General features: G+C 41.8%; 20 protein-coding genes. 17 read left to right on the top strand and 3 right to left on the bottom strand.

Annotated elements, in window-relative coordinates; translation table 11 throughout:
* The first annotated feature begins 8 nt into the window (after positions 1–8).
* Positions 9–665 (top strand): MgtC/SapB family protein, encoded by a 657-nt coding sequence (locus tag V6C17_RS04890; RefSeq protein ID WP_333521427.1) that lies wholly within the window; start codon positions 9–11, stop codon positions 663–665.
* 225 nt (positions 666–890) lie between these two features.
* On the opposite strand, the gene V6C17_RS04885 is transcribed toward V6C17_RS04890, so the two are convergent.
* On the bottom strand, positions 891–1,451 hold the full coding sequence (locus tag V6C17_RS04885; protein ID WP_333521426.1) for an rRNA adenine N-6-methyltransferase family protein: 561 nt from the start codon (positions 1,449–1,451) through the stop codon (positions 891–893).
* Between the two features lie 285 nt (positions 1,452–1,736).
* Here V6C17_RS04885 and V6C17_RS04880 point away from each other — a divergent pair, with 285 nt between their 5' ends.
* The gene (locus V6C17_RS04880; protein ID WP_333521425.1) at positions 1,737–2,090 is read left to right on the top strand and encodes a hypothetical protein; all 354 of its coding nucleotides are present in this window, start codon (positions 1,737–1,739) and stop codon (positions 2,088–2,090) included.
* A 26-nt stretch (positions 2,091–2,116) separates the two neighbouring features.
* Here the strand turns inward: V6C17_RS04880 and V6C17_RS04875 are convergent, their stop codons facing one another.
* Together V6C17_RS04875 and V6C17_RS04870 are read right to left on the bottom strand one after the other, a co-directional pair.
* On the bottom strand, positions 2,117–2,830 hold the full coding sequence (locus V6C17_RS04875; protein ID WP_333521424.1) for a glycerophosphodiester phosphodiesterase: 714 nt from the start codon (positions 2,828–2,830) through the stop codon (positions 2,117–2,119).
* 19 nt (positions 2,831–2,849) lie between these two features.
* Positions 2,850–3,278 carry a hypothetical protein gene (locus V6C17_RS04870; RefSeq protein ID WP_333521423.1) on the bottom strand — a complete coding sequence of 143 codons (429 nt, stop codon included), beginning with the start codon at positions 3,276–3,278 and terminating at the stop codon, positions 2,850–2,852.
* A 408-nt stretch (positions 3,279–3,686) separates the two neighbouring features.
* Here V6C17_RS04870 and V6C17_RS04865 point away from each other — a divergent pair, with 408 nt between their 5' ends.
* From V6C17_RS04865 to V6C17_RS04795, 15 genes are all read left to right on the top strand, one after another.
* The gene (locus V6C17_RS04865) at positions 3,687–4,703 is read left to right on the top strand and encodes a sugar-binding transcriptional regulator (RefSeq protein ID WP_333521422.1); all 1,017 of its coding nucleotides are present in this window, start codon (positions 3,687–3,689) and stop codon (positions 4,701–4,703) included.
* A gap of 49 nt (positions 4,704–4,752) precedes the next feature.
* Positions 4,753–5,760 carry a type I glyceraldehyde-3-phosphate dehydrogenase gene (gene gap / locus V6C17_RS04860; RefSeq protein ID WP_333521421.1) on the top strand — a complete coding sequence of 336 codons (1,008 nt, stop codon included), beginning with the start codon at positions 4,753–4,755 and terminating at the stop codon, positions 5,758–5,760.
* A gap of 185 nt (positions 5,761–5,945) precedes the next feature.
* On the top strand, positions 5,946–7,145 hold the full coding sequence (locus tag V6C17_RS04855) for a phosphoglycerate kinase (protein ID WP_333521420.1): 1,200 nt from the start codon (positions 5,946–5,948) through the stop codon (positions 7,143–7,145).
* 27 nt (positions 7,146–7,172) lie between these two features.
* The gene (gene tpiA / locus V6C17_RS04850; protein WP_333521419.1) at positions 7,173–7,922 is read left to right on the top strand and encodes a triose-phosphate isomerase; all 750 of its coding nucleotides are present in this window, start codon (positions 7,173–7,175) and stop codon (positions 7,920–7,922) included.
* 18 nt (positions 7,923–7,940) lie between these two features.
* Positions 7,941–9,482 (top strand): 2,3-bisphosphoglycerate-independent phosphoglycerate mutase, encoded by a 1,542-nt coding sequence (gene gpmI, locus V6C17_RS04845; protein WP_333521418.1) that lies wholly within the window; start codon positions 7,941–7,943, stop codon positions 9,480–9,482.
* Between the two features lie 71 nt (positions 9,483–9,553).
* The gene (eno, locus tag V6C17_RS04840) at positions 9,554–10,837 is read left to right on the top strand and encodes a phosphopyruvate hydratase (protein WP_333521417.1); all 1,284 of its coding nucleotides are present in this window, start codon (positions 9,554–9,556) and stop codon (positions 10,835–10,837) included.
* A 567-nt stretch (positions 10,838–11,404) separates the two neighbouring features.
* Entirely contained in the window at positions 11,405–13,018 is a 1,614-nt protein-coding gene (gene glpA, locus V6C17_RS04835) for an anaerobic glycerol-3-phosphate dehydrogenase subunit GlpA (protein ID WP_333521416.1), read from the top strand.
* Complete coding sequence (glpB, locus tag V6C17_RS04830; RefSeq protein ID WP_333521415.1) at positions 13,008–14,270, top strand: anaerobic glycerol-3-phosphate dehydrogenase subunit GlpB; 1,263 nt, start codon at positions 13,008–13,010, stop codon at positions 14,268–14,270. The genes glpA and glpB overlap by 11 nt, the downstream gene beginning before the upstream one ends.
* Positions 14,263–15,462, top strand: a complete 1,200-nt coding sequence (locus V6C17_RS04825) for an anaerobic glycerol-3-phosphate dehydrogenase subunit C (protein WP_333521414.1) — start codon at positions 14,263–14,265, stop codon at positions 15,460–15,462. Before glpB ends, V6C17_RS04825 begins: the two co-directional genes overlap by 8 nt.
* 237 nt (positions 15,463–15,699) lie before the next feature.
* Positions 15,700–15,927, top strand: a complete 228-nt coding sequence (secG, locus tag V6C17_RS04820) for a preprotein translocase subunit SecG (protein ID WP_333521413.1) — start codon at positions 15,700–15,702, stop codon at positions 15,925–15,927.
* A gap of 100 nt (positions 15,928–16,027) precedes the next feature.
* Positions 16,028–18,028 carry a sodium-translocating pyrophosphatase gene (locus tag V6C17_RS04815; RefSeq protein WP_333521412.1) on the top strand — a complete coding sequence of 667 codons (2,001 nt, stop codon included), beginning with the start codon at positions 16,028–16,030 and terminating at the stop codon, positions 18,026–18,028.
* A gap of 321 nt (positions 18,029–18,349) precedes the next feature.
* A complete protein-coding gene (locus tag V6C17_RS04810) occupies positions 18,350–19,105 on the top strand; it encodes a gamma-glutamyl-gamma-aminobutyrate hydrolase family protein (RefSeq protein ID WP_333521411.1) in 756 nt (251 codons plus the stop codon).
* 88 nt (positions 19,106–19,193) lie between these two features.
* Positions 19,194–19,616 (top strand): ASCH domain-containing protein, encoded by a 423-nt coding sequence (locus V6C17_RS04805; protein ID WP_333521410.1) that lies wholly within the window; start codon positions 19,194–19,196, stop codon positions 19,614–19,616.
* Positions 19,617–19,723: 107 nt separating this feature from the next.
* Positions 19,724–20,467, top strand: a complete 744-nt coding sequence (locus V6C17_RS04800; protein ID WP_333521409.1) for an alpha/beta hydrolase — start codon at positions 19,724–19,726, stop codon at positions 20,465–20,467.
* Positions 20,468–20,514: 47 nt separating this feature from the next.
* Positions 20,515–20,922: a PaaI family thioesterase gene (locus V6C17_RS04795; protein ID WP_333521408.1), complete on the top strand. Its 408-nt coding sequence runs from the start codon at positions 20,515–20,517 to the stop codon at positions 20,920–20,922.
* Positions 20,923–20,925: the final 3 nt, after the last annotated feature.

Here is a 20,925-nt window from a genome sequence, read left to right as displayed (position 1 = left end):
GGCATACCGTGATTGGAGATTTAGATATAGCCCTCAGAATAGCGGCTGCTGGTATTTTAGGTGGGATTATCGGCTATGAGCGGCAAGCTCGTCATAAATCAGCGGGTTTAAGAACTCACATTCTCGTTAGTATGGGCTCCTGTCTTATTATGATTCTTTCAATAAATATTTATGGAACGGTTGAGGGGCTTACTAATGCCGATCCAGCCCGACTTGCGGCACAAGTAGTTAGCGGTATCGGCTTTCTCGGCGCAGGAAGTATTATGAAAGAAGGACTTACCGTAAGAGGTTTAACTACTGCGGCAAGTTTATGGGTGGTATCAGGTGTTGGATTAGCGGTCGGCAGCGGTTACTACTTAGCGGCTGTCGTTACTACAGCGCTAGTATTTATCACACTTACAGTTTTAACAAAAGTTGAGCATCGGGTCTGTACTATTGATACCGTTACTTTAGCAGTTACAGCAGCTAATCAGCCAGGTCAGCTTGGCTCAATCTGTTCGGTCTTAGGTCAATATGGAATTAGCATAGTTGATGTGAAGATAGAAGAACATGATCCGCTTGTTATTATTTTAGCAATAAAACTTCCCCCCGATCGGAGTGTTCCGGATACTATTGCCAGCATCTTAGGAGTAAGCGGGGTAATCGAAGTAAGACGCGAATGTTGATAAACTCCAGCATTTTTTCTTCTTTTATTGGTGTACATATATTAACAGATGAGCAAAGGAAGGCTGCAGCTTTAAAATAGGCTGTCCTTCCTTTTTGATTTCTCTAGCATCTTGGCTTAATAATGGCAAGGTTATGATATTTGTTTATTCTGCCCCATTGACGAATACCGAGGTCTTTTTCGAAATCTATTAATTGTATACCCCAGCGGCTGCTATCAAATACATTCAAGCTTTTAGGACGGTAATACACAAGCGTTGTTTCTTTGGAGCTGGATAATTCAGCAATGCGTGACTCGAACGTAGAGAATTTTTCCTGAGAAAAAGGATTGTATAGATAAAAGATAGTGCCATCTGCTGGGAAATTGCGTCACCGTGTAATATAGTTACATTAGACCGGTGCTTGAATTGTTCAGCCGTTTCCTGTGCGACAAGCGGATCTAGTTCGAGGCCATAAATTTTATTACTATGCCCTTGGCTTAACCAATAATTAATTACTCTGCCTTTGCCGCAGCCAACGTCAACTAATACATCATGTGGGTTGATAGTTACCTGATTAAAGATATGCGGCATTGCAGCGTAGTCCGTATGATAGACATCATTAGCGCCAAGATGCTTATATGCAGTAGGTAGATGACCCTTTAGCAAGCGGCCGCTGTATTTCAGGTCAAGCAAGGTATCAGTTATTCTAGTTTTGAATTCATCCCATCCAACCAAACTTATATATTTTATTGTTCGTCCAAAGCCTTCTTCCTCAATTCTGCGTCTTAATCGATCAAATATGCTCATTTTGTACTCCGATTTAAGTTAGAATGATTTTGATGAACCTAAATTATTTATTAACCTACGGCTGAAAAAATATGTAAGCCTCGCTAAGCCAATAATTGCATTATTGAAGTCTTTAAATCGAGTAATAAATTTAGAAATGAAAATGAGGAAGGCCGCAAAGCCTTCCTCATTTGTTGAATTTTTCTAGTGGGTGAATAAATTTTATAATATATTCACAATTTCTTCATTAGTTCTTCACAATTTTGTTGTATCCTTAAACTATCAACTTAGGGAGGATGATTTTAAATGAAGAAAACAATGACAGCTCTTGTTATTGGCGGGTTAATTACTATTTCTGCTTTTGGATTTGGATATAGTGCTAATGCCGCTGAAAAGAATATTGAACAGAAACCGGCTATGAATAATATGATGCACAGCGGAGAACATGGTCACATGAATGGTAAGGCAATGGGCGATATGATGAACGATCCTGAGATGCAAAAGAAATGTTCTGAAATGATGAATTCGCCTGAAATGCAAAATATGATGAAAGAAAAAATGAAAACTCCTGAGATGCAAGCTATGATGAAGAAGATGCTTCAAAGCGATCCTGAATTACACAAAATAATGAAAGATCTAGTAAATTCAGTTGGCAAATAAGTGATATTGCGTCTTTCCTAAATTCGCTAAGTACGAGTGATAAACAGAGCTGGGTAATCGGTGAAGATTGCATTAACACCAAGCTTTGCTGCGAAATTATATTCCTCACAGGTATTTATGGTATAGGTATTAATACTTACACCAGAGGCAGCCGCATGTTGGCAGAAAGCTTTATCTAAACTTTGCCAGTATGGGTGAAGATAGTCTGCGTTAGCTTCAATTAACATTTGTAGAGGATTTATTGGCCGGCATTCGAATAGAATGCCGGTTTTTATTTGATTGTCAAGCTCTTTAGCTTTTTTTAGAGAAGGGTGATAAAAAGAAGAAATAATAGTTCTGCCCACAGCATTAAATTTATGAAGTATGTCTATAACCTTCTCTTCGATATCTGAATAGATTATCGGACCATTTTTAATTTCTATATTTAATAATTTATTCTTAGGTGCGTACCATTCCAGAAATTCTGAGAGAGTAAGAATTTGCTCTCCTTTAAAGGCTGAACCGTACCAACTGCCAAAATCATAACTTTTAAGTTCCCTCAGTGTAAAATCTCTAATAAGACCTTGGGCATTACTGGTTCTGTTTATTGTATGATCATGACATATTACAACATGCCCATCTTTACTGAGGTGTACATCTAGTTCAATACCATCAGTATTGAACTGCAAGGCTCTTTCAAATGAAGCCATGGTGTTTTCTGGAGCATAGCCGCGAGCACCGCGGTGGGCGTAAACAATCATTTATTTCGCCTCCGGTAAGTTATTGGATAAATACAATTCTTCCCTGTGTAAAAATTTCCTGCATTCCAGGAGTCCTGGTAATTCTTTCAGCATCAAATATTGCTACAACAGGATTTTTTCGTTCGTTTTCAACACCAATTGCTCTTATTGTTAGGTAATTAGAACCAGCGCAAGAATTTCCACTGATGATATCCTTGAAAGTTTCGTTTGTATAGTATTCAATAGAAGTTTGATTGGTCATTACATTAGATTCGTTTGAAGAAAGCGTGAGTGCAAATCCATAACGATCAATTATAGTAGGTGACATGGTTCTTTCAAGACCTAAGCCTCGCGCATCGATCACTAAACCAGTAATTTGAATCGGCTTTGCTTGAGCCGCGAGGGATATGTTTGCTGATTGTAAAATAAAGCTGAAGACAATAGCAGTGAGAAGTAATCTAATGCTCATAATTTCATGCCCCCTAGCTAACTTGGTATAGTCAAATTATAGCTTTAATAACAATAAAGCTTAATCAGACTAGGGTCTGACTGATTTAGTCATTATGACTCATTTCATCTCTTACAATGTCTAATAAAGGCATATTTCCCGGGAAATAGGATTAAAATGTTTTAAATGTGTGACAAAATTTTTATGAATTAATGATCCAGTAACGTAATAATATAGTTAGGTAGTATTTTTCGTGGCAGTAAGGATATTTGCTCCAAAAAATGCTTAGGTAAATATTTTCCTGAAATATTTACCTAAGCAGCAGGAGTTAGATTTATAATGGCGAATAAAATTTTATTAAAGACATATTTTTTGTCATATTGGGACATATAATGTTCCAGTGGGACTGTTATAACCCCGGAGGGAATTGTGGAAAGAATAATACGCTTACAAAGAAAGATTGCACCTGACTTAATAGCGGTTGTTGAGGAACGTTACAATGTTTTGAAACACATTCAATATGCTCAGCCTATTGGGAGGCGAGCATTAGCAGCACTACTCGGCTTAAGTGAACGGGTTGTTAGAGCTGATGTTGAGTTTCTAAAGGAAGCCGGATTAGTTGATTTTTCGGGGTTAGGTATGTCGGTTACTGAAGAAGGCCATAATTTAATAGCTGAATTAGCGCAATATGTAGGGATTTTGCATGGGCTAACTAAGTTGGAAGCAATTCTGGCTGAAAAATTAGGTATTAAACAGGTAATAATAGTGCCAGGTGACAGCGAGCTTGATAATTCAGTTTTTCGGGAAATCGGCAGAACGGCTGCAAGTGTGCTGACTGAGTATTTGCAAGATGATATGATAATTGCCGTAAGCGGTGGTTCTACTATGGCAGCATTAGCTGAAACGGTAAATGCTTCGATGCCCACTGTGACAGTTGTTCCGGCACGTGGCGGGCTAGGCGAGCAGGTAGAGTACCAAGCGAATATTATCGCTGCTGTTATGGCAACTAAATTAGGCGGACGCTATAGATTGCTGCACATACCTGATGGTATGAGCGAAGAAGCACTGGAAGCTGTCCGGACAAGTGATCCTAATATAAATGAAGTTGCTGATATGATAAAACACGCAGATATTTTAATACATGGCATTGGTGAAGCTCATACTATGTCTATGCGCCGAAGTCATGAACCTGATGTTGTTAATTATATCGGCAAAAATTGTGTTGGGGAAGCTCTAGGACATTATTTCTCTTTAAGCGGTGATTGTATCTATACGACAAATAGTGTTGGTTTTCGTCTGAATGATCTGGCGGAAGTAGGAAAAGTTATTGCAGTAGCAGGAGGCCAGCAAAAGGCTGAAGCTATTGTTGCAGTGACTAGAGCTGGTAGTCAGGATGTTCTCGTTATCGATGAGGCTGCCGCTAGAGCCATTCAGTCAATTATATAGCTCTTAGCAATGCTAGGGCAATTTTAAAATAATTAGGGGGTCTTTTATAATGGCAACTAAAGTGGGTATTAACGGTTTTGGACGTATCGGTCGTAATGTATTTCGCGCAGCACTAAACAATCCTGCGGTTGAAATTGTAGCAGTAAATGACTTAACAGATGCAGCAACACTTGCACACCTGTTAAAATACGACTCAATCCATGGAACACTAAACGCAGAAGTAAAAGTAGACGGCAACAGCATCATCGTTAATGGCAAAGCTGTTCAAGTATTAGCTGAACGCGAGCCAGCAAAACTTCCTTGGAAAGATCTTGGTGTTGAAGTTGTTGTTGAATCAACAGGCCGTTTCACTGATCGTGATAAAGCTGCAGCTCATCTTGAAGCAGGTGCTAAAAAAGTTATTATTTCTGCCCCAGCTAAAAAAGAAGATATTACAATTGTTATGGGTGTTAACGAAGATAAATATGAGGCAGCTAATCATCATGTTATCTCAAATGCATCTTGCACAACTAACTGCTTAGCTCCTTTCGCTAAAGTTCTTCATGAGAAATTTGGCATTAAACGTGGTCTTATGACAACAGTTCATGCTTATACTAATGACCAACAAATCCTTGACCTTCCTCACAAAGACCTTCGTCGTGCTCGTGCTGCTGGTATGTCAATCATCCCAACAACAACTGGTGCTGCTAAAGCTGTAGCTTTAGTTCTTCCTGAACTTAAAGGAAAACTTAACGGATTTGCAATGCGTGTTCCTACACCAAACGTTTCGGTTGTTGATCTTGTTGCCGAACTTGACAAAACAGCTACTGCTGAAGAAATTAATGCTGCCCTTAAAGCTGCTGCTGAAGGCGAACTAAAGGGTATTTTGGCTTACACTGAAGAGCCACTAGTATCAAAAGACTTCAATGGCAACCCTAATTCATCCATTGTTGATGCTCTATCCACAATGGTTATTGAAGGAAATATGGTAAAAGTAGTTTCTTGGTACGACAACGAGTGGGGCTACTCAAACCGTGTTGTAGATTTAGTTAAATTTATTGCCGAAAAAGGCCTGTAATAGTAGATTGAAACAAGCGGAGGGTCACAGATGTGACCCTCAGGCTGTCGATAAAGGTTCATTTGCGCCACTTAGCCTCAAACCCATTGCTTGCGTACGTTCGTAGTACGCGGCGCTGATGGGTTTTGCGGTGCGCCTAGCAACTAAATCTTTCTCAACAGCCTAGGTAAATTGGAGGTATAAACATGGAGAAAAAGAGCTTACACGATGTTAATGTAAGCGGTAAAAGAGTATTTATCCGCGTTGATTACAATGTTCCTATGGATAAGGAAGGCAATATTACTAATGATGCAAGAATCAAAGCTACCCTTCCTACTTTAGAATATCTTTTATCCAATAACGCTGCGGTAGTTATTGGCAGCCATCTAGGCCGTCCTAAGGGGCAACCTGTACCTGAATTTTCCCTTGCACCAGTTGCTAAAAGACTAGCAGCACTACTCGGACGAGAAGTTAAATTTGCACCAGACTGCATTGGACCAGAAGTTATGAAAATAGCTCAAAGTCTGCAGCCTGGTCAAGTATTAATGTTGGAGAATCTTCGCTACTATAAAGAAGAAGAGAAGAATGACTCGAAATTCTCCAGCGAACTAGCTGCGTTAGCTGATATTGCGGTTAACGACGCTTTTGGCGTATCTCACCGTGCCCACGCATCTGTTGAAGGTATAACTAAATTCATCCCAGCAGTCGCAGGGCTTTTAATGGAAAAAGAAATTAATTTCTTAGGCAAAGCTGTAACTAATCCAACACGCCCATTTGTTGCGATTATCGGCGGAGCTAAAGTATCAGATAAAATTGGCGTAATCGATAACCTAATTAGTAAAGTCGATACATTAATCATCGGCGGCGGAATGGCAAACACTTTTATTGCCGCTCAAGGTTACAAAACCGGTAAATCACTTGTAGAAGGTGATAAGCTGGACCTAGCTCGCGAACTTATCGCAAAAGCTAAAGCCAAAGGTACTAACCTCATGCTGCCTACCGATGTAGTAATTGCCGATAAATTTGCCGCAGATGCTCAAAACAAAGTTGTTAAGCTTGATGCAATTGAAGAGGAGTGGATGGCCCTAGACATTGGTCCTGAAACCTCTATAGCTTATGCTGCTGCATTAGCGGATGCAAAGACAGTTGTTTGGAACGGACCTATGGGCGTATTCGAGATGGATGCCTTTGCAAAAGGTACTGAAGCTGTAGCTAAGGCTGTAGCGGCTTCGTCTGCTGTAAGTATTGTCGGCGGCGGAGACTCAATCGCGGCTTTAGAGAAAACTGGCTTGTCTGCTCAAATTAGCCATATTTCGACTGGTGGTGGAGCATCATTAGAATACCTAGAAGGAAAAGTTCTTCCAGGTATTGCTGCTCTGACTGATAGAGAGTTGGCTCACAAGTAAAGCTTGTGATGAATAGGAGGAGAATTTATGCGTAAACCAATTATTGCTGGTAACTGGAAGATGCACAAAACGGTTGTTGAGGCGGTATCACTTGCTCAGGAACTTGCAAAACTTACGGCAGATGCTAAAGATGTTGATATTGTTGTATGCCCGACCTTCACGTCTTTGTTTGTAGTTAAGGAAGCATTAAATGGAACAAATGTAAAATTAGGTGCACAGAATATGCACTGGGAAAAGCAAGGGGCGTTTACTGGCGAAATTTCCCCGGGTATGCTTAACGACGCAGGTTGTCAGTATGTAATCATTGGACATTCAGAACGTCGTCAGTATTTCGCAGAAACTGATGAAACTGTAAATAATAAATTGAAAGCAGCTCTTGCTAATGGCTTAATACCAATTATGTGTTGCGGTGAAAGCTTGGAACAGCGTGAAGCTGGTACTACTGAAGCAATTGTTGGAGCTCAGGTTGAGGCAGGATTGGCTGGCTTAACAGCTGAACAGGTTGCTGGCTTGGTTATCGCCTATGAACCAATTTGGGCAATTGGTACAGGCAGGACAGCATCTTCAGATGATGCTAACGCAGTATGCGCTTTTGTTCGCCGCACTGTTGCCAAATTATTTGGTCAAGATGCTGCTGATCAAGTTAGAGTCCAATATGGCGGTAGTGTTAAAGCTGATAATATTGCCGAACTTATGGCTAAAAGCGATATCGACGGAGCATTAGTGGGTGGAGCTTCACTAGATGCCGCTGGTTTTAGCAAAATCGTCAAATTTTAAAGCCGGGTGAATAATTAAATGGCTAAATTAAAGACTCCTATTTTATTAGCAATACTAGACGGTTGGGGAATTGGCAAAGATACTGATCCTTATAATGCTATTGCTCAAGCCCAAACGCCGCACATGAAACTCCTTGCCGAGATGTATCCAGCTACAACTTTAACTTGTTCAGGCGAAGCTGTAGGGTTGCCTGAAGGCCAGATGGGGAACTCTGAAGTTGGACATCTGAATATCGGTGCGGGACGGATTGTGTATCAGGAACTTACCCGTATAACTAAGGCCATACGTGAGGGCGAATTTTTTGCAAATGACGTTTTAGTAAATTTAATAGAAAAGACGAAGGCTTCAAATGGCGCGCTTCATCTAATGGGATTATTATCAGATGGCGGGGTACACAGCCATAATCAACACTTGTATGCTTTGCTTGAGCTTGCCAAAAATTACGGTTTAAGTCGCGTATACGTGCATGCTTTCCTAGATGGACGTGATGTTCCGCCGTCAAGTGCTAGAGAGTTTATCCAAGAATTAGAAACGAAAATTGCCGAAATAGGTGTCGGTCGTATTGCTACTATTTCAGGCCGCTACTATGCTATGGATCGTGATAAGCGCTGGGAAAGAGTCGAAAAAGCTTATGCTGCTTTAGTCTATCGTACAGGTGAGCAAGCAATTTCAGCCATCCAGGCTGTTGAGCAGGCATACAGCCAAGGACAAACTGACGAATTTGTTCTGCCAACAGTAATTGAAGGATGCGGGGACTGCGGTATCAAAAACGGTGATGGAGTTTTCTTTTTCAACTTCAGACCAGATCGTGCCAGACAGCTTACCAGAGTTTTTGTAGATAAAGCTTTTGATGGATTTGAACGGAAAAGCGGCTTCATGCCTCTTCATTTCGCTACTATGACCCAGTATGACGAAACGCTTGACGTTTCCGTTGCTTATAAGCCGCAGTATCTAAAAAACACACTCGGAGAAATATTTGCCGAAAAGGGCTTGAAGCAGCTGCGTATTGCCGAAACGGAAAAGTATGCTCATGTTACCTTCTTTTTCAATGGGGGAGAAGAGAAACCATCGCAGGGTGAGGACAGAATACTCATACCATCTCCTAAGGTAGCTACATATGATCTAAAACCAGATATGAGTGCACTTGAAGTAACAGATAAGGCTATTGAAGCGATTAAGTCAGGCAAATATGATTTGATAATACTCAATTATGCTAACGGCGATATGGTTGGCCATACTGGTGTTTTCCCAGCGGCAGTAAAAGCAGTTTCAGTTGTTGATACTTGTGTTGGCCGCTTGGTGGATGCTATGCGCGATGCAGGCGGAATTACCTGCATTACAGCTGATCATGGAAACGCCGAGGTAATGGTTGATTCAGTCACTAAAGAACCATTTACTGCTCATACTACAAATACTGTGCCATTCATCATGGTATCAGAACAATACCGTTCAGCAAAATTGAATTCAGGTATTTTAGCTGATATTGCTCCTACTATCCTTGGCCTGGCTGGAATAGAAGCGCCAGTAGAAATGACTGGAAAAAGTCTGCTTAGTAAATAGGTTAATATATTAATCTTGTTATGCGGTCGATATATTCAATGCTATTATGAATTAATTTGGGAGGTTATGACATGTCAATTATTGCTGATGTTTTTGCCCGTGAGATTATGGATTCCAGGGGTAACCCAACAGTTGAGGTCGACGTAATATTAGAGGATGGCACTTTAGGGCGGGCAGCCGTTCCATCTGGCGCCTCAACAGGTATTTTTGAAGCAGTCGAGCTGCGTGATGGTGACAAAGGCCGCTATCTTGGAAAAGGTGTTCTTAAGGCTGTAGAGAACGTTAACAGCATTATTGCCCCAGAACTAATCGGAATGGATGCATTTGATCAAGTTGGCGTTGACCAAACAATGTTGGAACTTGACGGCACGCCAAACAAAAGCAATCTTGGTGCCAACGCTCTTCTAGGCGTATCTATGGCAGTAGCGAAAGCGGCGGCAGCAGCTGCAGGCGTTCCGCTGTATCAATACTTAGGTGGTTTTAATGCAAAGCAGCTGCCAGTACCAATGATGAATATTCTTAACGGCGGCGCACACGCTGATAATAACGTTGATATTCAAGAATTTATGGTTATGCCTGTTGGTGCTGAGAACTTTGCTGAAGCACTCCGCATGGGGGCAGAAGTATATCATAGCTTAAAGAGTGTTCTTAAAGGACGCGGCTTAAGCACTTCGATCGGCGATGAAGGCGGTTTTGCGCCAAATCTTGCTTCCAACGAGCAAGCTCTAGAAGTTATCATGGAAGCAATTACTAAAGCAGGTTACAAGCCTGGTGAGCAAATTGCGTTAGCACTGGATGTTGCTTCTTCAGAAATGTTCAAGGAAGGCAGCTACCACCTTGAAGGCGAAGGTTTAGTTAAAACTCCAGCTGAGCTTGTGGAGTTCTATGCTGCTCTAGTTGAAAAATATCCTATTATCTCAATCGAAGATGGTATGGCAGAAGATGATTGGGCTGGCTGGTCCCTCTTGACTGAGCGCCTTGGCGGTAAAGTACAATTAGTTGGTGATGACTTGTTTGTAACCAATACTGAGCGTCTAAGCCGCGGTATTGAAGCTAAAGTCGGAAATTCCATATTGGTAAAAGTTAACCAAATTGGTACTTTGACTGAAACTTTTGATACTATGGAAATGGCAAAACGTGCGGGCTATACCTGCGTAGTTTCACATCGTTCAGGTGAAACTGAGGATGCAACCATCGCTGATATTGCTGTTGCAGTAAATGCCGGACAAATCAAAACTGGTGCTCCTGCTCGTACTGACCGTATTGCGAAATACAATCAGTTGCTTAGAATTGAAGAAGAGCTTGGCGGCACAGCACAATACCAAGGCCGTAAAGTATTCTATAACCTTAAGTAGTTTTATAAAAGCGGGAAAGGTCCACTAGGGCTTTTCCCGCTTTTTAATCACTCTTATCTGTGGATGTATGAAAATATTCTATTTTAATTACCATAGTTTTTATGAATATTTATCACTAAGCAGCATAGTTATTATTAATAGAAAACTGTATGAATTTTCAAATAGTAGTGCTTTCTAGTCTATGTTATTATGAGAATATGATATAAACATAATCTAATATTGTGGATGAGATATTGAGAATCCGAAAAGCGGGCACGCTAACGCATGTCTATTTTCGGGTTTTTTATTTTGGGGATACGATTGTTAACCGCAGAGTACGCGGAGTACGCAGAGTGGTTACGGAAGGGGCGCGATAATATCGCGCTTTATAATAGAAAACACAGCGTTCCCTCTGCGACCTCTGCGTACTCTGCGGTTAAACGTTATAACATGCATCACAGAAGTACTAGAGCAAATTCAATATATGGGCTAGAGATTAAGAGCAGTCCTGTTGTTTCACTAGACGGTTTAACGAACGCTGGTGTACTTAGGGGTGCTCTATATTTTTTAATAAAGGAGAGTCGGGCTATGCAAAAGGCGACGGTAGTTGTAATTGGCGGAGGGGCAACGGGTGTAGGCATATTGCGAGATTTATGCATGAGAGGGGTAGATACTGTCTTGGTTGAGCAGCGCGATTTGGCGCACGGCACCAGTTCGCGCTATCACGGTCTTTTACACAGCGGCGGGCGCTATGCCGTTAAAGATGCAGAGGCTGGTAAGGAATGTATTGAAGAAAACATTATTCTGCGTAAAATTGGCCGCCACTGTGTTGAAGCAACCGAGGGATTTTTTGTACGTACCCCTGAGGACAGCGAGGATTTTGAAGTAAAGTGGGTTGAGAGCTGCCGCAAAGTAGGTATACCGGTTACGCCGCTGTCTGTTCAGGAAGCACTACGCCTCGAACCAAATCTTAATACAAATATAAAATCAGTTTATCGCATACCGGATGCTGCTATTGACGGTTTCAGGATGGTGTGGCAGAATGTCGCATCAGCGAGAAAATACGGCGGGCGGGTTTTGACTTATACTGAGGTAATCAGCATTGAAAGTGTTAACGGCCAAGTTGTTGGCGTAAAGGTTAGAAATGCATTTAATGGTCAGATAGATATTATTCAATGCGATTTTGTTGTTAGTGCTGCAGGATCGTGGGCTGGGCAGATCGCTGAAAAAGCAGGTATTAAAGTAAATGTTCAGCCTGATCGCGGTACACTTATTGCTTTTAATCATCGGATAGCCAGCCGGGTTATTAATAGGCTTCGCCCAGCAGCAGATGGTGATATATTTGTACCGCACGGTTCTATTACAATTCTAGGAACAACTTCATCTGAAGCCGATCGCCCAGATGACACTGTTCCTTCAACAGCCGAAATTATAAAGCTGCTGGATATCGGAGCAGTTCTATTTGAAAATATTCGTGATTACCGAATTTTGCGTGCTTTTACCGGCACGCGGCCATTATATAGTGCTGATCCAAATGCAAAGGGACGCGGTGCATCGCGTAATTTCGTAATCTTAGATCATGCCGATCAAGGCCTGAAGGGATTCGTGAGCATAGTTGGCGGCAAATTCACTACCTATCGATTAATGGCTGAAAAAGTCACTGATTTGGTCTGTAGTTATTTGAACGTAAAAACTGAGTGCCGTACCGCCATAGAACCGATAATTGAAGATCCGTCACCTAAACTGCTGGCTAAAGCCAAATTATATTTTCCCGCGTACGGTACTAACTTAGCAGCTTCGCGGCTGGGTGCTGACGGGTTAGAACAGGTTGTTAAAAGAATTCAGCAGAAACCGGAGAAAAGCCAGCTGCTTTGTGAATGTGAGAATGTTACTCTGGCTGAGGTTGAAGAAGCAGCCTCTGACAGCACCAGCTATATGCTTAGTGATGTACGCCGTAAAACTCGGATGGGCATGGGTACTTGCCAAGGAGCATTTTGCACTTATCGCAGTGTAGGTGCTGTAGATGCTACAGGCTTATCATGGAGTCAAGATACCAACGGGTTGTTTAAAGAGTTTTTGCAAGCGCGCTGGAATGGGATTCGCCCAGTACTATGGGGTAATGTAATTAAAGAAGCAGAACTTACGCGCGGCATTTATGACGCGACTTTAAATATAAATGGGGCGATTGAATATGAAAAGTGATCTGTTAATTATCGGCGGCGGTTTAGCAGGTTTGTTTTCAGCAGCTGTTGCGGCTAAGAGTGGTAGAAAAGTACATCTTTTAACATACGGAGCTGGTACACTGACTATCGGTGGCGGAATAATTGATGTATTAGGGTATGACAATGATGCAAAGCCACTGAAAACCCCTGAGGAGGGTCTTGAGAAGTTATCGGCAAATCATCCCTACCAGAAGATTGGCAAGCATACATTAGAAAAAGCATTAGAGTTTTTTAAGGAAATTTCAATTGAAGAAGGCTATGAATACATTGGTGAGCTTGGCAAAATGCAGTGGCTGCCGACAGCGGCAGGAACATTAAAGCCAACTTGTTTAGTACCGAAAACAATGGATGCAAGGGTACTCTGGCATACTAATAATATCTATGTAGTTGGCTTTGACTATCTTAAAGATTTTTATCCGCAGCTGGTTGCTAAAAATCTGCAAAAGGTTTATGGACCGTACACAACTATCACCGCTGAGATGTGCAGTCTTAATTTCGCAGAAGGTCGTGACGTTTCTTCTCTGGATGTTGCAAGATGGCTAGACACTAAGGACGGCCGCGAAATATTTATTAAGCAGTTAAAAAATAAGATTAAGCCTAAAGGCGTTGTGATTGTACCTCCCATCTTAGGTACTTTACCTAATTATGAAGTACTGGATAGTCTAGAACGGCAATTAGATTGTCGATTAGTTGAAGCTGCTGCTATGCCGCCAGCTGTCACTGGGCTGCGTCTAAGAATGATGCTGTTAAGCTATATTAAAAAACTAGGGGTAACAGTTATTGAAAAAGCACTAGTAACGACTGCAATAACTGAAAATGGACATTGTACAGCGGTTGTTACAGACAACTTTGATCGTCAGCGTGCATATCAAGCTCATTCATATATATTAGCGAATGGTGGGTTGTACGGCGGAGGGTTAAAGGCTGAACCAGGAAAGTTTATTGAACCAATTTTTAATTTGCCGATTAACACTCCAGCAACTATAGAAGAGTGGTCTAACGTTAATTTATTCTCGGATAAAAAACAACTATTTGCTGAAATTGGTGTCGAAGTCGATGAATTAATGCGACCAGTATCGGCAGATGGTGCAACACTTTTAAGCAATGTTCACGTTGCCGGAAGAAACCTCAGCGGTTACGATTTTTGCTATGAAAAGTCAGGCAATGGCGTAGCGCTTGCCTCTGCCTATAAGGCCGCCATTTCCTTGCAAGGGAGAGACGAATATGAGTAAACATCTAATTAATCCGGATAAATGTACTGCCTGCACCAGCTGTGTGGCCCATTGCCCTGTAACGGCAGCAACTAGAAAATTCCGTGGTCCCAAGATGGTAGGGCCGGCTTTAGAAAGAATGAGGTTATCGCAGCAGGATGAAGATCCATCGCTAGAGTATTGCTCAAACTGTAAGAACTGTGATATATCTTGTCCTTCGGGTGTTCCGATATCAACCCTCAATATGCTGGCTAGGGCTAAGCATTTTGAATCTAATAAGCAAAGTCTGCGCGATAATATACTATCCCATGGTGAACAAATGGCTAAGCTAAGCAGTGCTATTCCTGGGATGTCAGCCATTACTAATTTGGGGATGGCTATTGGGCGCAAGTCCGGTATGCTGGAGTTAGTAGGTATATCAGGAAAAGCACCGCTACCCTCTTATGCTGGTGAATCCTTTATTAAACAGTTTAAAAAGCTGCGACAGGAGAACTTCCCTGATAAAGTTGTTTTTTTTCCTGGGTGCTTCATTAATTATAATGATCCACAGGTCGGTATGGATTTCGTAGCAGTAATGCAAAAGAATAAAATTGAAGTTGTAATCGATGAAGAGTTTGTTTGCTGCGGCTCACCTTTAGTCGTCAATGGCTATCTAACTGAGGCGCATGACAACGCCCAAAAAAATACTGACATTATTACCAAATGGATAGAGAAAGGTTATCCAATAATAACCTGCTGCACCAGCTGTGGTCTAATGTTAAAGCAGGAATATCAAGAATTATTTGCACTTGATGCGGTAAAAACTAATGCTAAATATATGTATGACTCATTGGAGTTCCTAACTATTTTAAAAGATGATGGCAGGCTTAACAAAAGCTTCACTAAGTTCGATTCGAAATATATATACCATGCACCTTGCCATCTTAGGGCGCAAGGATTTGGTCTGCCAGCCCTCGAAGTTTTAAGGCTGATTCCCGGTCTGACGATCGAAGATGCAGATGCGGGCTGCTGCGGTATAGCAGGAAGTTATGGTCTTAAAGCTGATAAGTATGACATTTCCATGTCAATCGGCAAGAATTTATTTGACAGAATAATAGCAACCGGCGTAGATACTGCTGTCTGCGACTGCGGCACCTGCCGCCTGCAGATAGGACACGGGGCTAAAGTAAAGACTATTCATCCAATATCACTGCTAAGCAAAGCATATTCATAAGGGAACGGTTTTGAACCACAGAGTACACAGAGGATGCAGAGGGGCACGAAGAGATTTAATGTGCGAATATTTATCGCCAAGAAAACGAAATTCATTGCGTTCACTTTGCGTACTTTGAGTACTTTGTGTTAAAAGCGTCATTTTAAATTTTAAAGCTAAATTTTACCAGTGGGGGTTTGCTAATTTGTTTTCGTTTATGTTAAAATACAAGTAAATAAGTAAGGAGGTGTTCGTTAGTTGGTAACAGCATTGATGATACTAGAAGCTGTCATATGTGTAGCACTAATTGCAACTGTGGTCCTGCAATCGGGTAAAAGCGCCGGCATGTCCGGTTCAATCGCCGGCGGAGCGGAAACGATATTCGGCGGCAAAAAGAAAGGCCTCGACGAAATTTTAGCGAAGGCCACAATGGTACTAGGCGTTTTGTTTGGTATCGTAACATTGATTTTAGCAAGGGTGCAGTAGGGATTACATCACGCCTCAATTAGCAGTGAGATTGGGGCAACTTTGGCACTAATAGCAGACAAATGAATATGCGCTCAATTTGAGGAGGGGAAGTTTTTACATGGATTTATTGTATGTTGCACCTGTGGCTGGTATAGTGGCCCTTCTATTTGCCGCTTACTTAATGGCCAGTGTTTTAAAGGAAAGCCCCGGTAATGCCAGGATGCAAGAACTGTCCCAAGCGATTTTCGAAGGAGCAATGGCTTTTTTAAATCGTCAGTATAAGACCCTCATTCCGTTCACAATTGCTATTTTTGCTATTTTGTTTTTTCTGCAAGGCTTTGGATTAGCTATATCTTTCTTAGTTGGTGCCGTTTGTTCAGCGATTGCTGGTTATGTAGGCATGACCTCGACGACTAAAGCCAATGCCCGTACTACTGAAGCTGCCCGAACAAGTCTCAACAGTGCTTTAAGCGTATCGTTTCGAGCTGGTGCCGTCATGGGTATGTCGGTTGCCGGTCTTGGACTTTTAGGTGTTTCCGTTTTATACATAGTTTTCCGTGATCCGGTTGTTATCAACAGCTTTGCATTTGGCGCGAGTGCCATTGCATTCTTCGCTCGTATCGGCGGTGGTATTTACACTAAAGCTGCCGATGTTGGCGCAGATCTGGTTGGTAAGGTTGAAGCAGGCATTCCTGAAGATGATCCTCGTAATCCGGCTGTTATTGCCGATAACGTAGGTGATAATGTTGGCGATACAGCCGGCATGGGTGCTGACCTGTTTGAATCTTATGGTGCAACTGCTATTGCGGCTATGTTGATCGGCAACACCTTATTTGGTATTAACGGCGTTCTATTTCCGCTCCTAATTGGTGCTGCGGGCATTGCCGCTGCTATTGTGAGTACCTTCCTTGTTCGTACTGGCGAAGATGGAGATCCTCAAGCTGCCCTTAATCGCGGCCTCTGGGGTACCAATCTGCTTACAGCCATCATGGCATATGGCCTTGCTACATATGTTTTTGGGCCGAAAGGTTTCGGAATATTCGTAGCAATTCTTGCAGGCTTGGTAGTCAATGTGCTTGTTGGTATGATAACAGAGTACTATACTTCTAATGCTAAAGCTCCTACCCAGCATATTGCTGATGCTTCACAGACAGGACCAGCAACAAACATTATATCTGGTATTGCTACTGGTTTAAGAAGTACTGGTTTGCCAATGGTTGTGTTCGCGATAGCTACTTGGGTAGCTTATAGCCAAGCTGGTATTTACGGAATTGCAATGGCTGCCATGGGAATGCTTTGCACTGCTGGTATGGTAGTTGCGGTGGATTCCTTTGGACCTGTTGCCGATAATGCCGGTGGTATAGCTGAGATGGCTGAACTTGGTCCAGAAGTTCGTAAAACTACTGACAAATTAGACTCAGTTGGTAATACAACTGCTGCTATCGCTAAAGGCTTTGCAATTGGCTCGGCGGCGTTAACAGCTTTGGCGCTGTTTACAGCTTTTGGCGAGGAGATTGCTAAAAATCCGAAATTAGCAGGATTGCTGGTTAACGGTCATTTAGTTATCAACCTTACTGAGCCTGGTGTTATAATCGGTATCTTCTTAGGCGCTACCTTACCGTTCTTGGTTTGTGCTTTCACAATGGAGGCTGTTGGTAAAGCTGCATTTGAAATGATTGAAGAAGTACGCCGCCAATTTAGAGAAATCCCAGGGATTATGGACGGAACAGGCCGTCCTGACTATGCAAAATGCGTTGATATCAGTACCGCCGCAGCAATCAGAGAGATGATGCTGCCAGGGGTCTTTGCAGTAGGTTCACCGCTCTTAGTTGGTTTCTTAATGGGGGCAAAAGCTCTGGCTGGCTTCTTGGCAGGAGCTACTGCTGCAGGCGTTCTAATGGCCATCTTTATGTCCAATGCCGGTGGTGCCTGGGATAATGCTAAGAAATATATCGAGTCCGGAAAATATGGCGGAAAAGGAACTCCTACTCATGCCGCCGCAGTAATTGGCGATACAGTAGGCGATCCGTTCAAAGATACCTCTGGCCCAGCCATGAACCCGCTTATAAAAGTTGCCGGAACAATCTCCTTAATAATTGCACCGTTTTTATTCTTCTAAAATAAATATGACAGCTTTAAAACACCGGGTCTGCCCGGTGTTTTTTGATTGTAACGGGGAAAGAAACGTTTTTTAACGCAAAGTACTCAAAGTACGCGAAGGGGACGCTATAAATCCAATACGCGATAATATCGCGCCAAAATTGAGTCACTTTGAGTACTTCGCGTACTTTGAGTTAAACGTAACTCCCTTCGTCGTTCCGCATAGTCTTTTTATAAAATTGCAATAATTTTAGCAAAAAGCCACCCATCCTTGCATATATATGTAAAGCACCGGGATATTTTCTCTCGGTGCTTTTAACAAATGTTAGGAGGGATATATGTGAGACCGGTGATTGGAATAACAGCCAATACTATCATTTCAGAAAATACCTGCTTTCCCGGCAGTGAACGTTCCTGTGTTAATGTTGAGTATATAGAAGCGGTGGTTGCAGCAGGCGGAACACCGGTCGTATTGCCTGTTGTCAGCAATCCTGATGTTATAAGTGTGCAGGCCCAAATTCTAGACGGTTTGCTTGTGACAGGCGGTTATGATGTGCATCCCTTATTATATGGCGAAGAGCCGTTTGATAAGCTTGAATTCATTGATCCTGACCGCGATAATCATGAAATAGAACTTGTAAAGATAACGCATGCCTTGAAAAAGCCCATCTTTGGAATTTGTCGTGGTATACAACTGATAAACGTTGCCTTTGGCGGCACACTTTATCAGGATTTATCGCAAAGTCCGGGTAGTTATATCAAGCATATGCAAAAGTCTAGGCGGGAAGTAGCGGGACATTCCATTGAGGTTGTAAAAGGCAGCAAACTATATGAGGTATTTGGAGAGTTTGTTATAACTAATAGTTTTCACCATCAATCTGTAAAGGACGTAGCTGACGGTTTTATCGTTAGTGCTTTATCTAAAGACGGTATTATTGAAGGTATCGAGAAAAAAGGCGACTGTTATTTGGTTGCAGTACAATGGCACCCTGAAGATATGATTTATCGTTACCCAGTAATGCTTGGCCTATTTCAGCGTTTTATTGAAGAGGCAGCCAAACCGCGTAAATATAAGAACTTTGGTTTTCCTCGGTGAAATAAGGTGCCTCAAAGAGAGGCACCTTATTAATATAATAAGCTATTTTTAGGAAAGATATAATAATCAAACTTTTATGAGGTTGTTTATGAAGGCAATAACTCTTTGGCAGCCTTGGGCTAGTCTACTAGCAAGCGGCGCAAAAAAATACGAGACTAGAACTTGGGCAACAACATATAGAGGGCAGCTGGCTATTCATGCTGCAAAGAAATTTCCGAAAGAAGAAATTGAACTTTGCTGGGAAGAACCCTTTAAAACCTCGTTAAGTAAGAGCGGTCTAAAGGTCGAGGACCTGCCGCGAGGGGCAATAATTGCAATAGCAAATTTGACTGATTGCTTAAAAGTAAATGAAGAATTTATTAAAAATCTTGCTGGTACAACGGAACTGGAATTCGGCGATTATGAAATTGGCAAGTACGCTTGGGTGCTGACAGATGTTCGCCCAATTAAGCCAATAGCAGTGAGTGGCAAACAAGGTCTATGGAATTGGAATGAAGCGGACATAGAGTAATCTGATACTGCCATGAGGATTTTGCACAATATTACATCAATATATAAAAAATTTCCTGCAAATGGTATAATGGTAATATTAAATAATTTGCAAGGAGTGATGGATTATTGGCCATACTAAAAGGAGCCGAACCTTTTCTATTGCCTGGCGGTAAGCAGGGCATTTTATTAATACATGGTTTTACTGGTTCGCCATCTGAAATGCGCTTGTTAGGTGAGCATTTAAACGAACATGGCTATACAGTGTTAGCACCGCGGTTGTGCGGGCATGGGACAAATGCCGAAGAGATGGCAACAACAGCTTGGCCTCACTGGTATGGTGCTGTACAGGATGGCTATCACTTATTAAAAGGTTTATGCAGTCAAATTGCAGTCGTTGGCCTTTCTATGGGCGGGCTGATGGCTTTAAAGGTGGGAGTTGAATATCCTGTAAGCAAGGTTGTATGTCTTAGTGCGCCGATCTTTATTGCTGATAAGCGCCTTCCTATGCTGGGAATATTTAGACTTTTTCGTAAGTTTATTCCCAAAAAGCGCCGGCGTTTGGAAGTGGATCCACTGTACTCGGTGTGTTATGATCGAACACCACTTAGCAGCTTAAGCAGTTTACTAGAGCTTATTAAAACCGTTGATAAGCAGCTTCCTTATTTAGATAAGCCTCTTTTGGTAATGCAGTCGCTGCGAGAACATACAGTAGTGCCAAAAAGTGCAAAATATATACATGATCGAGCAGGAAGTACCGATAAAAAGCTAATTTGGCTTGAAAAGTCGGGTCATATAATTACATTAGATATTGAACGAGATATTGTATTTGATAATATTATAAAATTCCTGAAGTATGACATTGCAAAGTAATTCTAAATATGGCTAAAAAGTGTTTTGTTAAATGAGGTGTTGAATTTATGGGAGAGATAAAGGAACAGGAAATAAATCAAATGTGCTTTGCTTGCGGCATACATAACCCAATTGGACTAAAATTAAAATTCCGTGAGGAACAGGATACATATATAACCACTTTTACTGGCGGTCCAGAACATCAAGGTTATGATGGCATTATGCATGGCGGAATAGTAAGTACATTACTAGACGAAGTCATGGCCAGGTATATTTATTCGAAAGGCTATAATGCAGTAACGGCTCGTCTTGATGTAAGATATAAGAAACCAACACCTATCGGCGAGCAGTTAATGATTAAGGGACATATAACCGGTCAGCGTGGCAACATGTTTGAACTAACCGGCACAATCGAATTACCCGATGGCAGCATTACAGCACAAGGAAAAGCAACTGTAGCAATATTGGAGGGATAACTA

The sequence above is a fragment of the Dendrosporobacter sp. 1207_IL3150 genome, assembly GCF_036763085.1.
GTDB lineage: Bacteria > Bacillota > Negativicutes > DSM-1736 > Dendrosporobacteraceae > JBAIYU01.
This window is presented reverse-complemented; position numbering and strand designations above follow the sequence as displayed.

Bases quoted from the DNA above. Each gene is read 5' to 3' on its own strand.
- V6C17_RS04885 (WP_333521426.1), bottom strand. From the start codon at position 1,451: ATGAGCATATTTGATCGATTAAGACGCAGAATTGAGGAAGAAGGCTTT.
- V6C17_RS04880 (WP_333521425.1), top strand. From the start codon at position 1,737: ATGAAGAAAACAATGACAGCTCTTGTTATTGGCGGGTTAATTACTATT.
- V6C17_RS04875 (WP_333521424.1), bottom strand. From the start codon at position 2,830: ATGATTGTTTACGCCCACCGCGGTGCTCGCGGCTATGCTCCAGAAAAC.
- V6C17_RS04870 (WP_333521423.1), bottom strand. From the start codon at position 3,278: ATGAGCATTAGATTACTTCTCACTGCTATTGTCTTCAGCTTTATTTTA.
- gap (WP_333521421.1), top strand. From the start codon at position 4,753: ATGGCAACTAAAGTGGGTATTAACGGTTTTGGACGTATCGGTCGTAAT.
- V6C17_RS04855 (WP_333521420.1), top strand. From the start codon at position 5,946: ATGGAGAAAAAGAGCTTACACGATGTTAATGTAAGCGGTAAAAGAGTA.
- tpiA (WP_333521419.1), top strand. From the start codon at position 7,173: ATGCGTAAACCAATTATTGCTGGTAACTGGAAGATGCACAAAACGGTT.
- gpmI (WP_333521418.1), top strand. From the start codon at position 7,941: ATGGCTAAATTAAAGACTCCTATTTTATTAGCAATACTAGACGGTTGG.
- eno (WP_333521417.1), top strand. From the start codon at position 9,554: ATGTCAATTATTGCTGATGTTTTTGCCCGTGAGATTATGGATTCCAGG.
- glpA (WP_333521416.1), top strand. From the start codon at position 11,405: ATGCAAAAGGCGACGGTAGTTGTAATTGGCGGAGGGGCAACGGGTGTA.
- glpB (WP_333521415.1), top strand. From the start codon at position 13,008: ATGAAAAGTGATCTGTTAATTATCGGCGGCGGTTTAGCAGGTTTGTTT.
- V6C17_RS04825 (WP_333521414.1), top strand. From the start codon at position 14,263: ATGAGTAAACATCTAATTAATCCGGATAAATGTACTGCCTGCACCAGC.
- V6C17_RS04815 (WP_333521412.1), top strand. From the start codon at position 16,028: ATGGATTTATTGTATGTTGCACCTGTGGCTGGTATAGTGGCCCTTCTA.
- V6C17_RS04805 (WP_333521410.1), top strand. From the start codon at position 19,194: ATGAAGGCAATAACTCTTTGGCAGCCTTGGGCTAGTCTACTAGCAAGC.
- V6C17_RS04795 (WP_333521408.1), top strand. From the start codon at position 20,515: ATGGGAGAGATAAAGGAACAGGAAATAAATCAAATGTGCTTTGCTTGC.